Origin of the sequence: Amycolatopsis taiwanensis DSM 45107 (genome assembly GCF_000519205.1) — a bacterium.
GTDB lineage: Bacteria > Actinomycetota > Actinomycetes > Mycobacteriales > Pseudonocardiaceae > Amycolatopsis_E > Amycolatopsis_E taiwanensis.
This window is the reverse complement of the sequence record NZ_KI912600.1, coordinates 212,599-225,750: the sequence shown is the minus strand read 5'-3', so window position 1 is coordinate 225,750 and position 13,152 is coordinate 212,599. Positions and strand designations below refer to the sequence as shown.

Here is a 13,152-nt window from a genome sequence, read left to right as displayed (position 1 = left end):
CAAGCAACGCTACCGCAGAAACAACAAGTGGTGTTCAGCACCGAACGGAGTGACACTCTTCGATCCCATATCGATGAAAATCGAACGCCACACCTGGCGCGGGAGCAAGATCGCCAACCCGTGGACCCACGCACTCCGAAACACCATCGCCTGACCGACTCGTGGAGAGCCGGATGCCGGGAAACTGGCACGTCCGGTTCGGCGGAGCGGCACGGGGAAACGACCCGGCGAAAACCGGGAACCGCGCCCCGTGCCGACTCCAACGACGTCGCCGGCTGGGGCTTCGAACTCGACGACGCCGCCGGTGAGCTGACCGTGACCACCCCGACCGGACGCACCCACACCACCCAACGCGACACCATCCTCAAACCCACCGTCGAAAACTCCGACGAGTCCACAAAGGACGAACGACGTGACAGCGACATCGAGGAGCCGCCATTCTGACCCAGAGAGACCCGGTTTCGGCGAACCGTCAGGCGTGCACGGCGAGCAGCGTCTGCCAGGTCCAGCCGATAGTGAGTCAGGCGCGCCGGCTCAGTCCGCCGAAGTCGACCCAACATTCACCGTCGGGATTTGAGCTGCGCGGGCGGGCTCTGACCTGTCAGGCATCCACAAAGGATCGACGCCACGATGACAGCGACGATCCGGTCTGCTGAGAGCAGATCTGCGCGCAGCAGAGAAAGCAGCGAACCGCCCCGGGGTGGCGGCATTGTCGGGGGCATGACCAACGACGAGAAACAGCCGCTGTTCGACCAGCGGCTCCGAGAACGGTTCTTCAGCCAGCGGGTGCTGGTCCTCGACGGAGCGCTCGACGACGACAACGGGACAGTGCTCACCACTCAACTGCTGTCGCTCGCGAGTGAGGATCCCCGCAAGGACATCTCGTTGTGGATCCACTCGCCGGGCGGCTCGGTCCCCTCGATGCTGGCGATCCGCGACGTGATGCGGCTCGTGCCGTGCGACGTGTCCACGCTCGCGCTGGGACTGGCGTGCAGTGCCGGGCAGTTCCTGCTGTCCGCGGGCACACCGGGCAAACGCTTCGCCCTCCCCCACGCCCGCATCCTGATGCACCAGGGTTCGGCGGGAATCGGCGGGTCGGCCGTCGAGGTCGAGGTGCAGGCCGACGACCTGCGCTACACCCGGGACACGGTGCTCGGGCTCATCGCCGAGGACACCGGCCAGCCGATCGAGAAGATCTTCGCCGACTCGCTGCACGACCGATGGTTCACCACCGAGCAAGCGCGCGAGTACGGCTTCATCGACCAGATCGTCGACAGCCTCGACCAGGTTGTGCCTGTGCGCACCCACCAACTGGGACTCGGCTCTGCGAAAGGAACCTCCGCATGAGCACCTACACCATCCCCAACGTCATCACGCGCAGCATGGGTGGCGAGCGGATCATGGACGTCTACTCACACCTGTTGTCGGAGCGGATCGTCTACCTCGGCACCGCGATCGACTCCGGGGTGGCGAACGCGTTGATCGCCCAGTTGCTGCACCTGGAGGCGGACAACCCGGAAAACGAGATCAACCTCTACATCAACTCCGAGGGCGGCGACCCGTCCGCGATGCTCGCGCTGTACGACACCATGCGCTTCATCAAGGCACCGGTGGCCACGACGTGCATCGGTCAGGCGGTCGCGGCCAGTGCGGTGCTGCTGGCCGCGGGCGAGGCCGGGCACCGCTTCGTGTTGCCCCACACGCGGGTGGTGCTGCATCAGCCCGCGGCGCAGGGGCGCGGCACCATCCCGGACCTCATTCTCCAGGCCGACGAGGTGGTGCGGGTGCGCACCCAGTTGGAGGAGATCCTCTCCGCGCACACCGGCCGCGATGTCGCGGACCTGCGGCACGACACCGACCGGGACCGCGTGTTCGACGCGGCGGGTGCCGTCGGCTACGGGCTCGCGGACAAGGTCCTCGAGCATCGGATCTGAGGCCGCGGCCTCAGGCTGCCATGAGCACGGGTCCTGCTGGACGGCGCCCGACCGCGAGACCCGTGCCGTGGTGGTGCCGGACGGTGCCCGCGATGCCGACGAGCAGATCGGCCAGGTCGACCCCCAGCGCACCGATGACCGCGGCGATCATCTCGCTGGAAGGCTCCTTGCGACCACGTTCGATCTCCGACAGGTACTGCGGCGAGATGCCCGCCCGCTCCGCGATGTCGACGAGGCGGCCACCCTGCTCCTCCCTGGCCGCACGCAGGCTCCGGCCCAGCGCCTCGCGCCATAGTGGTTCCGGCTCATCATCCGGCGTGGGCGTGCGCTTGGGGTGGAAGGGGAGAATGTCCGCCATGCCGTCAGCCTGCCACGGGTGCGGCTGCCAAGGACAGCGGTTCCGCTCTTGGCGGAACTCCGGTCATGGTGGGATGGTGCCCGAGCCAGCGCCAACTCGAAAGGTCCACCCGCGTGAGCGCCGCACCAGCCCTGCCACACCCGTTGCTGCCCGTGTTCCTCGCCGCCGCCGATGCCGCTTTCCCACCGGCGGATGGGCAGGTCATCTTCATGCCTGCCCCGCAGAAGGGCATGCACGCCATCGTTTCGTTCACCGGCCACGCGATCGTTGCGACCTCCCTGCCCGCGACGGATTTCGCGGAGTTCGATCTTGACGGCTTCGGATCGGCGTTGGAGCCCGGTGTCCTGCAACGTCTTGCGGGACCCGGCGGCGAAATCGGCGTGCTCGACGTCACCCTCGTCCGCCACGGCCAGGGCGGCGGTAGCAGGCTGCCGATGCGCGATGATCTCGATCACCATCCACGGGTGCTCCACGCCCGACGCCTGCGTAGCGACGTCCGGGTTCACGGCGATGACCGAGGGCTGATCACCATTGCTTCCGGCCTCGCCGGGCGGACCGAGATGTCGGTGGAACTGCACCATCCCGACTCCAGCGACGGCGCCGGGCGCGCGCTCATCCACGAAGCGCTCCGACTGGTCCCCGCCGGTGAACCCGTCTTCGCCGCGGTGGCGCCGGGCAATGCACGTTCCCTGCGCGCGTTCCTCGCCTCCGGGTTCCGGCCGATCAGCAGCGAAGTGATCATCACGGCCGATTCGTACGATCCCGCCTCGACCGCAACTCGGGAGGCTTCTTCGTGCTCGTCCTGAAGTCGATCGCGCTGTTCGTGCTGGCCGCACTCGCCGAGATCGGCGGCGCCTGGCTGGTCTGGCAGGGGGTCCGCGAACACCGTGGCTGGATCTGGATCGGCAGCGGGATCATCGCCCTCGGCCTCTACGGCTTCGTCGCCACCCTGCAACCCGACCCGCACTTCGGCCGCATCCTCGCCGCCTACGGCGGCGTATTCGTCGTCGGCTCCCTCGCCTGGGGTACGGCGCTCGACGGCTACCGCCCCGACCGCTACGACATCATCGGCGCCCTGATCTGCCTGGCCGGCGTCGCCGTCATCATGTACGCACCACGACGCTGACCGCACTCGGCTAAAACGCTCGCGCATCGAGCAGCACGTCGGGCACCATGCGGTCCGTGCCACCGGAATTCCTGCCCGGGATCGAACTGTCCGCCCGGCTCTATCGCGACGCCGTACGGCCACTGCTGTCCCGTCACCTACCCGGCCTGGTCCACACCGCTGCCCTGCTCGGGCCCGGCTCGGAGGTCCTCGGGTTCGACACCGCCCGGTCGACCGACCACAACTGGGGCCCTCGCCTGCACCTGTTCCTGCGCGCGGACGACCTCGCCGCCTCCGGCGAAACGATCTCCGCCCTGCTCGCCGAGCAGTTGCCCGCCACGATCGCCGGCTACTCCACAAACCTGATCGCCGTCGACGACCAGGGCACCCGCCACATGCGGCCCGCGAACGGGCGTATCCAGCACGCCGTCGTGATCGCCGAGCCCGGCGACTGGCTGACCGGCCAGCTCGGGTTCAACCCGCTGGCCGAGATCACCATGCTCGATTGGCTGGCCACCTCCACCCAGGCGCTGGCCGAGTTCACCGGCGGCGCGGTCTTCCACGACGGCCTGGATTGTCTGGAACCGGCCCGCCGCGCGCTGGCCTGGTACCCCGACGACCTGTGGCGCTATGTGCTGGCCTGCCAGTGGCAACGGCTCAGCCAGGAAGAAGCCTTCGCCGGCCGCTGCGCCGAGGTCGGCGACGATCTCGGTTCGGCCATCGTCACCGCACGCCTGGCCCGTGACCTGACGCGCCTGTGCCTGCTGATCCACCGGACCTACCCGCCCTACAGCAAGTGGCTGGGCAGCGCCTTCGCCCGGCTGCCCTGCGCCGGCCGGCTCGGCCCGGTACTGACCGCCGCCGTGGCCGCCACCGACTGGCACGACCGGGAGGAGCAGCTGGTGGCCGCGTACGAAACCGTGGCGAACCTGCAAAACGACCTGGGACTCACCGCACCGGTCGACCCGCACGTCCGGTTCTTTCACGACCGGCCTTACCGGGTACTACACGCGGAACGCTTCACTGCCGCACTACTGGACACCATCACCGATCCCGCCGTACGCGGCCTGCCGTTGACCGGCGCGATCGACCAGTTCGCCGACAGCACCGACGCCCTGGCCCATCGCACCCGTAGCCGACGTCTCGCAGAGGCTCTGTACCGGCCTGTCCAATAGAGACAGCGCGGACTACCTGCCTTCGCCGAGGTCAGTGCTTCGGGGCCCGCCGGCCGGCAAGTTGTCGCAACCAGGGATGCGGTCCGTAGGTGCGGGTAATGGCATAAGCAAGCCACTCCCGTTGTTCGATGGTCAGAATCGGCAGTACTGCGGCGAAATCCACGTCGTCCTTCGGGCGGTGCCCCTTGGCCTTGTAGAACAACTGAATTTCGGGGCAGAGAAAGGGAATTCCGTCACCGCTGGTGTCACCGATCCCGGCGATCGGGCGGCGCACGTCGGGATTACGCGACGAAACCCAGTCGTCGCCGCTGGACTCGTCCACCATGACCTGGACGCGCCAGGGCCGGTCGGTATCGGGGCGGCACCAGAGGTCGTGCACACCGACCGGCAGGCGCTCACCGAGACGCCAGGGACGCAGCGCGCCGGGTGGATCAGCGGCCCACCATTGCCAACCGGCCAGGGCGTCCTGGACGGCCAGGTGGTCGCGCCGCAGGACGAGCACGTCGATATCGGCGTGGTCGCGGACGGGGTGTCCCAGGGCGAACTCGATGGCGTAGCCGCCGGCCAGCCACCACGGCACCGGCAGCGTGCCGAATTTCCTTGCCACCTCAGCGGGTGTGGCCGGTTCCCAGACTCCCCACGGTGTGCGTGTCGGTGCCATCAGGCGCTGGACGCTACGTGTGGTGGGCACTACGGTCAACGGCGCAGGGCCTTGCGGGCGAGCAGGTTGCCGAGGAACTGCGCGGCCTGCACGAGCACGATGATCGTGATCACCGCGAGCCAGGTGACGGCCCAGTTGAACCGGTGGTAGCCGTAGGTGATGGCGAAGTCGCCGAGCCCGCCGCCGCCGACGGCGCCCGCCACGGCCGTCATGTCGACCACTGCGACGAACACGAACGTGTAGCCAAGGATCAGCGGGCCGAGCGCTTCGGGCACCAGCAGGGTGAGGATGATCCGCAGCGGGCCGGCGCCCATCGCACGCGCGGCCTCGATCACGCCCGGGTCGATGGTGACCAGGTTCTGCTCGACGATCCGGGAGATGCCGAACGTCGCCGCCACGATGAGCGCGAAGGTCGCGGCCGTCGTGCCGAGTTGGGTGCCGACGGCGAAGATGGTCAACGGGCCGATCGCGGTGATGAAGATGATGAACGGGATCGGCCGGATGATGTTGACCACGACGTTGAGCACGGTGAACACCCAGCGGTTGGCCAGGATCCCGCGCTGGCGCGTGGTGTAGAGCAAGATCCCCAGCACGAGGCCGAGCAGCCCGCCGATGAGCAGGGTGGACACCGCCATGAACAGGGTCTGCCCGATCGCATCGAGGAAGACCGGGCCGAGGGTCTGCCAGTCGACGTTCACGCCGCGATCTCCTCGATCTCGGTGGTGGTGCGCAGTTCGGCGACGAGCGCGTCCACATCGGACGTTTCGCCGATCAGCTCCAGCGTCAATCCGCCGAAGGACCGGCCGGAGAGCGTGGTGATGCCGCCATAGACGATCTCGAAGCGCACCCCGTGCCGGCCGACGGCGTCGGACAGTACCGCGCCGAGCCGCCCCGCATCGTGGACGCGTGCTGCGATGAGCCGCCCGCCGTGCCGCGACCGGATGCGGCGGAGATCGGCGCCCTCGGGCGTTTCGCGGAGCACGGTGTTGACGAACCGTTGCGCCGTCTCGGATTTCGGCGCGGAGAACACGTCGTAGACGGTGCCCTCCTCGACGAGCCGGCCGGAGTCGAGCACCGCGACCCGGTCGGCGATCTCGCGCACCACGTCCATCTCGTGCGTGATCACCACGATCGTCACGCCCAGTTCGGAGTTGACCCGCTTGAGCAGCCGCAGCACCTCGGCGGTCGTGTCGGGGTCCAGCGCGCTGGTCGACTCGTCGGCGAGCAGGATCTTCGGATTGGTCGCCAGCGCCCGCGCGATCCCGACCCGCTGCTTCTGCCCGCCCGAGAGCTGATCGGGATAGCTCCATGCCTTTTCCGCGATGCCGACGAAGTTCAGCAGTTCGGCGACGCGGCGCCGGCGCTCTTCCTTGGCCCAGCCCGCGATCTTGAGCGGGTAGGCGACGTTGCCGAACACGGTGCGGGACCGCAGCAGGTTGAACTGCTGGAAGATCATGCCGATCCCGGCTCTGACCGTGCGCAGTTCCCGCTCGCCGAGGGTGGACAGGTCGACCCCGTCGACCAGGACGCGGCCCGACGTGACGGGCTCGAGTGCGTTGATGAGCCGCACCAGCGTGCTCTTGCCCGCGCCGGAGTAGCCGATGACGCCGAAGATCTGCCCGGCTTCGATGCCGAGGCTGAGGTCGTCGATCGCGGTGACCGCGCCGGTACCGGTGCCGAAGACCTTGCTGACGTGCTCCAGTTCGATGAGCGGTGCGCCAGTCATTTCTTCGCCGACCGTACAGTCGGTTCCAGCCGGGCCAGGATGCCCTCCAGTTCGGCCTGGGGCCGGTCGACGAGCACCGCGGTGTTCTTCGATTCGGCCTCGACCTGGCTCGTCACCCGCGGATCGTGGTAGATCTGCGCGAGCTTGAGATAGGTCGGGTTGTTCTTGTCCTGGGCGCGCGCGACGAAGGCGTTGATGTAGGGCTCGGCCGACGGACTCTTCGGATCGTCGTTGAACAGGGCCGTCGACGGGTCGAGGCCGGCGTCCAGCGCGAAGTTGTTGTTCACTATCGCGGCGTCCACCGACGGTAGCGCGGCCACGGTCTGCGACGCATCGACCGACGTTACGGTGATCTTCGACGCGGCCTGGTCGATGTCGGCGGGCGTGGACAGCACGCTTCCTCCACCGCGCAGGCTGACCAGGCCGGCCGACTGCAGCACCAGCAACGCGCGCGCCTGGTTCGTCGGGTCGTTCGGAATGGCGACCTGCCCGCCGCTCGGGATCTCCGCGACGGTGGCGTGCTTGCGCGAGTAGAGGCTCAGCGGGACCACGTAGGTCGAGCCGATCGGAGTGAGCGTGTCGTTACGGGACGCGTTGTAGTTGGCCAGGAACAGGATGTGCTGGAAGTCGTTGAGGTCGAGCTGCCCCTGCGACAGCGCGGGGTTGGCCTGGCTGTAGTCGCTGAAGTTGACCAGCTGGACGTCGATCCCTTGCTGTGCCGCGATCTCGGTGTAGGTCTTCCAGTAGTCCGCGCTGATGTCGGTCACTCCGATTCGGACCGTCGTCCGGCCCGCCGTGCTCGACGAGTCGCGGGTCATATTGACGACGACGAACACCGCCACCACGACGACCACCACCGCGGCCACGATACCGATGAAGAATCCCTTGCCCCGGCCGGGCTTCTCGGGAAGCGCAGCCTGGGACTCGGGCGCTTCGTGCGCTGACATGGATCTCCTCAACTCAGGAAAACGACACAGACCAGATCTCTTTCCGGCCCGCGTAATGATGCGACAGCGGGGCCGGTGTGCGCACCGAGTTCCAACCCGTGGAACGGAGAGTATCCTTCGCGCGGGCGGTTATCTCCGGTCCGAAGTGGAGTCCCCGGACGCGGCAGGCCGACGAGCTGTCGTCAGTGCGACGACGAACGGTCAGGGCCGGCTCCGGCGGCCATGCCGGCGAAGAATCCGTTCACCGAGAAGACCACCGCGTCCGGGGTGTAGTCGCCGTCGAGACGGAAGCGCAGGTAGCGCCCGGCGTTGCCGAGGTACTCGTGAGAGGTCTCCGCCGCGTCGTTGATCACCGCCCGGTAGGGGCGTACTCGATCGAGGTCGAGGTAGGTCAGTGCATTGATCGCCTCGAGCCGGGTCCAGACGTTGTTGGCCGGTTCCGCGAGCCGGGCCAGGGTCGCGTAGGCCGCCTCTTCCCCGGTCGTGCGGGCGAGGGCTTCCGCCGCCGGCACGACCACTGAGGGCACTGGGTCGGGTAGAGCCGAGCGGAGTGCGTCCGCCGCCGGGCCGGCCTCCGGGGCCAGCCACAGGAGGCCGAACGCGGCCCACCGGCGGACCACCGGATCGCCGTCGGCCAGCGCCTCGGCGAACGTCGGCAGCCGGGACGGGTCCCGCTCGAGCCCGAGGTCCGCCAGCTCGAGCACGCGTTCCAGCGGGTACGCACCGGGCTCACGGCTGGCGTCCCAGCCCAGGAGCGGAGAGTCTTCGGGGAGGAAACCGTTGTCGTTCACCGCGAGGATGTGTTCCCGGAGACGGCGGCGCAGGTCGGCCTCCACCTCGGCATAGGCACCTTCGCCGGCGAGGTTGACCACCTCGTCCACATCGGCATCGAGGTCGTACAGCTCGACCGGCGGAGCAGGCAGCCACCACCGCTCCTGCTCCGGGGTGAGCCGCCCGGCCTGCCGCTCGCTCTCCCACGAGCGATAACCGGCCGCGTTCCACGCGAACGCCTGGTGCTGGATCACCGGTCGATGAGGCGTGTAATTCCGCAGGTACCGGAACCGCCGGCTGCGGATGGTACGAACGAGGCTGTAGCGCTCGTCCATCCGGCCACGTGCGCTGAACGCGTAGGACGGCTCCGCGGGCGACGGAGCCGCAGGCCCGGCGAGCGGCTCGCCCTGCATCTGCGCGGGGACGTCGATCCCCGCGAGTGTGAGGAGGGTCGTCGGTATCGACAGGCTGGAGACAGGTTCCGGCCAGCGCCTGCGCTCCCGGCCTGGGATGGCCATCATGAGCGGCACGTGGAGCCCCTCGTCGTAGAGGTAACGCTTGCTGCGCGGTGTGACGCCACCGTGGTCGGACGTGAGCAGCACCAGGGTTTTGTCGGTCAGCCCGTCCTCGTCGAGTTGCGTAAGGAGCCGCCCGACGAAGGCATCGAACCTCGTCACGGCTTCGTGATACTTGGCGAAGTCCGTGCGGATTTCCCGCGTGTCGGGCAGGTAACGGGGAACGCGCACCGCGTCGAGCGGAACCGTTGGTACGAGCGGGTCCGGACTGGGGAGTCGAACGGCGTTCGGTCCCAGTTTCTTGGCGAACGCCGCCATCGCCTGGGCGAGCGGTGACTCGGCGTCGAAGACAGACGACTCGTGCGTGGGATCGAAATTGAAGACGGCGAGGAACGGGCCACCCTCGGGACGGCCGCGCCAGTGAGCGGTCGCCGACGATTCGTCCCAGATCGCTTCCGCGTCGACGTCGAGGTTGTAGTCCGTCTTCTGGTTGTTGGTGCAGTAGTAGCCGGCTGCGCGAAAGGACTCGGGGTACGTCGTCATCCAGTCAGGCCGCTCCGCGATTGATCGCATCCGGTCCGCGGGCGAGTGGCTCTCGGGTGCGATCCCGGTCAGGAGGCTGAACCGTGACGGCGAGCACACGGGCGCGGTGCAGTACGCGCGCTCGAAGAGCGTCGCCCGCTCCGCGAGGGCGTCGATGGCCGGCGTCGAGGCCAGGGCGTCTCCATAACAGCCGAACCAGGGCGGACAGTCCTCGCCGACGATCCAAAGAATGTTCGGCCTCGCCGATGCACCGACTGCCATGCCCACCCTCCCCTACCTACCGAGTACTCAGTAGTTATAGCAGGCACGACCCCGCCGCGACCAGGAGAACAGCGAGCTCGCTACCTCTCAGCCGGCGTGACGAGGGCGGCGACCGCCCGATCGAACGCGGCCAGCAGGTCCATCTCGGGGCGCAGCAGCGCTTGCAACTGCAGGCCGTCCATCAGCGCGACCAACTGCTCCGCGAGCGCGTCCGCGTCGACGTCCGGCCGGATCGCGCCTTTGCGCACGTCCGCCTGGATGGCCTCGCCGGCATAGGAAAACACGCGGGTGTAGCGCTCGACGAAATACTCATGAGCGGGATGGTCGGGATCAGTGGCCTCGGCGGCCAGGGTGACGAAAAGTCGCATGAAGCCCGGATGTTCGACATTCCGCTGGAGGATGTAGCGGGTGACCGCCACCACTCCTCCTTCCTCGAGAACGCGCTGGAGATTCTCCCGATCGAGGGCGTTGCGGTGGTGCAGCGCCGCCAGCAGCAGTTCCTCCTTGGTCGGGAAGTAGTGCAGCAGGCCTTGAATGGTGAGCCCGACCTCGTCCGCGACGGTCTTGAGCGCCCCCTGCCGGTAGCCCTGACGGCCGAACACGCTCACCGCGGCATCGATGATCTGCAGACGGCGCTGCTCAGGAGTGCTCCGCTTGGCCCTCGTCCGGACACCGACCCGGGACGCGGCAATGTCGGTCATCCCGACATCGTATCGCCAGCGAAACGGCCAACCCTCGCCGTCGGCGTCTATCCGGCCGTGGACCAAGCGCTGATCAACCAGTTCATCAAGGCGGTCCGCTGAGGTTTTCTCTCTTCGCCATTCTCGCCTCGAATTCGTCTTGCGAATGACCAAGCCAGGAGATTAGGAAGACAAAGATGACAGACACCACAGACAACTCGACGGACCTAACCCTCGCGGAAAAGGCGTCGCTCACCAGCGGTGCGGACTTCTGGACCACGAAGGCGATCGACCGTGCCGGCCTCCCGTCGATCATGATGACCGACGGCCCGCACGGTCTGCGCAAACAGCGCGGCGCGAGCGACCATCTCGGCCTCGTGGACAGCGTCCCCGCGACGTGCTTCCCGCCGGCGGTCGGACTCGGCTCCTCGTTCGATCCGGAGCTTGCCGAGCGCGTCGGTGAGGCGCTCGGCGTCGAGTCCGCGATTGCGGACGTCGCGGTCCTGCTCGGACCCGGCGTGAACATCAAGCGCTCGCCGCTGTGCGGGCGCAACTTCGAGTACTTCTCGGAGGATCCGATCGTCTCCGGCGTCATGGGTGCCGGCCTGGTCCGCGGCATCCAGTCGAAGGGCGTCGGCGCGTCGCTGAAGCACTTCGCTGCGAACAACCAGGAATTCGACCGTATGCGGGCAAGCTCTGACGTCGACCCGCGGCCGCTGCGCGAGATCTACCTGCGCGGATTCCAGCGGGTCGTCGAAGACGCCCAGCCCTGGACGGTCATGTGCTCCTACAACCGCATCAACGGCGTGTACGCGTCGGAAGACCCATGGCTGCTCACCCAGGTGCTGCGCGGCGAATGGGGCTTCGAGGGCGTCGTAGTCTCCGACTGGGGTGCGGTCAACGACCGCGTGAAGGGCCTGTCCGCCGGTCTCGACCTCGAGATGCCGTCAAGCGGCGGGCGCACCGACGCGCAGTTGGTCGCGGCCGTGCAGGACGGCACCCTCGACAAGAGGGAGCTGGACGTCGCCGTGGGTCGCCTGATCGACCTGATCCGCAAGGCGCAGACGCGTCCCGCCATCGATGGCCCGCTCGACGTGGACGCGCACCACGCCCTCGCCCGCGAGGTCGCCGGTCGCTCGATCGTGCTTCTGAAGAACGAGGGAGACCTTCTGCCGCTTGCGCGCGAGACGAAGCTCGCCGTGATCGGCGCGTTCGCCGAGCAGCCGCGCTACCAGGGCGCAGGCTCCTCGCTGATCAACCCGACGAAGCTCGACAAGTCGATCGACGAGATTCGCGCGCTCGCAACAGGCGCTGTGTCGTACGCGGCCGGTTTCACGCTCGACGGCTCGGGGGATAACGCGGCCCTGCGCAAGGATGCGGTTGCCGCGGCATCCGCCGCGGACGTCGCCGTCGTCTTCCTCGGCCTGCCCGCCGCGGCCGAATCCGAGGGCTACGACCGCGAGCACCTCGACCTGCCCGCCGTGCAGCTCGAACTGCTCGACGCGGTGTTGGCGGCGAACTCGCGCACCGTCGTGGTGCTCTCCAACGGCGCGGTCGTGTCGCTGCCGTTCCGCGACCGCGTGCCGTCCATTGTGGAGGGCTGGTTGCTGGGGCAGGCCGGCGGCGGTGCCATCGCCGACGTGCTGTACGGCATCGTGAACCCGTCCGGCAAGCTCACCGAGACGATCCCGCTGCGCCTGCAGGACACCCCGTCCTACGGCAACTTCCCCGGCGAGTTCGGGCACGTCCGCTACGGCGAGGGCATCCTCGTCGGCTACCGCTGGTACGACGCGCGCGACCTCGACGTCGCTTACCCGTTTGGCCACGGCCTGTCGTACACGACGTTTTCGTACGGGGATGCCTCGGCCGCGGTGAACGCCAACGGCGACATTGCCGTGACGGTGGCCGTAACCAACACCGGCGCGGTGGCCGGTCGCGAGACCGTACAGCTCTACACGTCGCTGGCGCGTTCGGTCGTTGAGCGCGCACCGCGCGAGTTGAAGGCGTTCGTCTCGGTCGCACTGGAACCGGGCGAGACTCGCGAGGTGTCACTTACGGTGCGCCGCAAGGACCTCGCTTACTGGGACATCCGCGTCGACCGCTGGGTCGTGGAGGGCGGCGAGTACACCGTCGAGGTCGCAGCCTCGAGCCGCGACATCCGCTCCACGGTAACCGTCGCGGTCGACGGCGACGCGGTGCGACTCCCGCTCACCATGGAATCCTCTGTCGCCGACCTGCTCACCGACCCCATTGCCGGCCCCTTGGTGCAGAAAGCGATGTCCGAACTGTTCGGCGGTGCGATGGATGCGGCCGCAGCCTCGATGATGGCCGATGAAGACGGGCTACTGAAAATACTGTCGTCCTTCCCGATCGGCCGCATCACCAGCTTCCCCGGAACACCCTTTACCTACCAACAAGTCGAGGCACTCGTCGCAACCGCGAATGCACAGCGCTGATCGTCCGGACCACTCTGTCA

The 13,152-nt window shown here is 67.9% G+C and carries 14 protein-coding genes; 7 read left to right on the top strand and 7 right to left on the bottom strand.

The annotated features are described in order from the left end of the window. Positions 1–120: 120 nt before the first annotated feature. The 3 genes from A3CU_RS0139635 (at position 121) to A3CU_RS0139625 (ending at position 1,934) form a co-directional block, all read left to right on the top strand. Positions 121–444 carry a hypothetical protein gene (locus A3CU_RS0139635; RefSeq protein ID WP_027946901.1) on the top strand — a complete coding sequence of 108 codons (324 nt, stop codon included), beginning with the start codon at positions 121–123 and terminating at the stop codon, positions 442–444. 276 nt (positions 445–720) lie between these two features. Next, a complete protein-coding gene (locus tag A3CU_RS0139630) occupies positions 721–1,347 on the top strand; it encodes a ClpP family protease (RefSeq protein ID WP_027946900.1) in 627 nt (208 codons plus the stop codon). Continuing rightward, a complete protein-coding gene (locus A3CU_RS0139625; protein ID WP_027946899.1) occupies positions 1,344–1,934 on the top strand; it encodes a ClpP family protease in 591 nt (196 codons plus the stop codon). Before A3CU_RS0139630 ends, A3CU_RS0139625 begins: the two co-directional genes overlap by 4 nt. A 10-nt stretch (positions 1,935–1,944) precedes the next feature. Here A3CU_RS0139625 and A3CU_RS0139620 read toward each other — a convergent pair whose 3' ends face one another. After that, positions 1,945–2,292 carry a helix-turn-helix domain-containing protein gene (locus A3CU_RS0139620; protein WP_027946898.1) on the bottom strand — a complete coding sequence of 116 codons (348 nt, stop codon included), beginning with the start codon at positions 2,290–2,292 and terminating at the stop codon, positions 1,945–1,947. Positions 2,293–2,405: 113 nt separating this feature from the next. On the opposite strand from A3CU_RS0139620, the gene A3CU_RS49025 reads away from it, so the two are divergent. From A3CU_RS49025 to A3CU_RS0139605, 3 genes are read left to right on the top strand one after another with little or no spacing between them, the layout of a single operon-like run. Further along, on the top strand, positions 2,406–3,098 hold the full coding sequence (locus A3CU_RS49025) for an N-acetyltransferase (protein WP_211246628.1): 693 nt from the start codon (positions 2,406–2,408) through the stop codon (positions 3,096–3,098). Then, the gene (locus tag A3CU_RS0139610; protein ID WP_027946897.1) at positions 3,086–3,418 is read left to right on the top strand and encodes a YnfA family protein; all 333 of its coding nucleotides are present in this window, start codon (positions 3,086–3,088) and stop codon (positions 3,416–3,418) included. Before A3CU_RS49025 ends, A3CU_RS0139610 begins: the two co-directional genes overlap by 13 nt. A 56-nt stretch (positions 3,419–3,474) precedes the next feature. Next, positions 3,475–4,572: a DUF4037 domain-containing protein gene (locus A3CU_RS0139605; RefSeq protein WP_245617533.1), complete on the top strand. Its 1,098-nt coding sequence runs from the start codon at positions 3,475–3,477 to the stop codon at positions 4,570–4,572. A gap of 31 nt (positions 4,573–4,603) precedes the next feature. On the opposite strand, the gene A3CU_RS0139600 is transcribed toward A3CU_RS0139605, so the two are convergent. From A3CU_RS0139600 to A3CU_RS49015, 6 genes are all read right to left on the bottom strand, one after another. After that, entirely contained in the window at positions 4,604–5,179 is a 576-nt protein-coding gene (locus tag A3CU_RS0139600) for a nucleotidyltransferase domain-containing protein (protein WP_245617532.1), read from the bottom strand. An 89-nt stretch (positions 5,180–5,268) separates the two neighbouring features. Beyond that, entirely contained in the window at positions 5,269–5,931 is a 663-nt protein-coding gene (locus A3CU_RS0139595; protein ID WP_027946894.1) for a methionine ABC transporter permease, read from the bottom strand. Then, entirely contained in the window at positions 5,928–6,959 is a 1,032-nt protein-coding gene (locus tag A3CU_RS0139590) for a methionine ABC transporter ATP-binding protein (protein ID WP_027946893.1), read from the bottom strand. The genes A3CU_RS0139595 and A3CU_RS0139590 overlap by 4 nt, the downstream gene beginning before the upstream one ends. Beyond that, complete coding sequence (locus tag A3CU_RS0139585) at positions 6,956–7,906, bottom strand: MetQ/NlpA family ABC transporter substrate-binding protein (protein ID WP_027946892.1); 951 nt, start codon at positions 7,904–7,906, stop codon at positions 6,956–6,958. The genes A3CU_RS0139590 and A3CU_RS0139585 overlap by 4 nt, the downstream gene beginning before the upstream one ends. Before the next feature lie 182 nt (positions 7,907–8,088). Then, positions 8,089–9,996, bottom strand: coding sequence for a sulfatase-like hydrolase/transferase (locus tag A3CU_RS49020; protein ID WP_052372983.1), 1,908 nt, complete (start codon positions 9,994–9,996; stop codon positions 8,089–8,091). A gap of 80 nt (positions 9,997–10,076) precedes the next feature. Then, a complete protein-coding gene (locus A3CU_RS49015; protein WP_052372982.1) occupies positions 10,077–10,697 on the bottom strand; it encodes a TetR/AcrR family transcriptional regulator in 621 nt (206 codons plus the stop codon). A gap of 176 nt (positions 10,698–10,873) precedes the next feature. On the opposite strand from A3CU_RS49015, the gene A3CU_RS0139570 reads away from it, so the two are divergent. Then, complete coding sequence (locus A3CU_RS0139570) at positions 10,874–13,132, top strand: glycoside hydrolase family 3 C-terminal domain-containing protein (RefSeq protein ID WP_027946891.1); 2,259 nt, start codon at positions 10,874–10,876, stop codon at positions 13,130–13,132. Positions 13,133–13,152 lie beyond the last annotated feature (20 nt).

What these genes read in the sequence shown, in the direction of transcription:
- A3CU_RS0139630 (WP_027946900.1), top strand. Translation starts at nt 721, where the DNA reads ATGACCAACGACGAGAAACAGCCGCTGTTCGACCAGCGGCTCCGAGAA.
- A3CU_RS0139625 (WP_027946899.1), top strand. Translation starts at nt 1,344, where the DNA reads ATGAGCACCTACACCATCCCCAACGTCATCACGCGCAGCATGGGTGGC.
- A3CU_RS0139620 (WP_027946898.1), bottom strand. Translation starts at nt 2,292, where the DNA reads ATGGCGGACATTCTCCCCTTCCACCCCAAGCGCACGCCCACGCCGGAT.
- A3CU_RS0139590 (WP_027946893.1), bottom strand. Translation starts at nt 6,959, where the DNA reads ATGACTGGCGCACCGCTCATCGAACTGGAGCACGTCAGCAAGGTCTTC.
- A3CU_RS0139585 (WP_027946892.1), bottom strand. Translation starts at nt 7,906, where the DNA reads ATGTCAGCGCACGAAGCGCCCGAGTCCCAGGCTGCGCTTCCCGAGAAG.
- A3CU_RS49020 (WP_052372983.1), bottom strand. Translation starts at nt 9,996, where the DNA reads ATGGCAGTCGGTGCATCGGCGAGGCCGAACATTCTTTGGATCGTCGGC.
- A3CU_RS49015 (WP_052372982.1), bottom strand. Translation starts at nt 10,697, where the DNA reads ATGACCGACATTGCCGCGTCCCGGGTCGGTGTCCGGACGAGGGCCAAG.
- A3CU_RS0139570 (WP_027946891.1), top strand. Translation starts at nt 10,874, where the DNA reads ATGACAGACACCACAGACAACTCGACGGACCTAACCCTCGCGGAAAAG.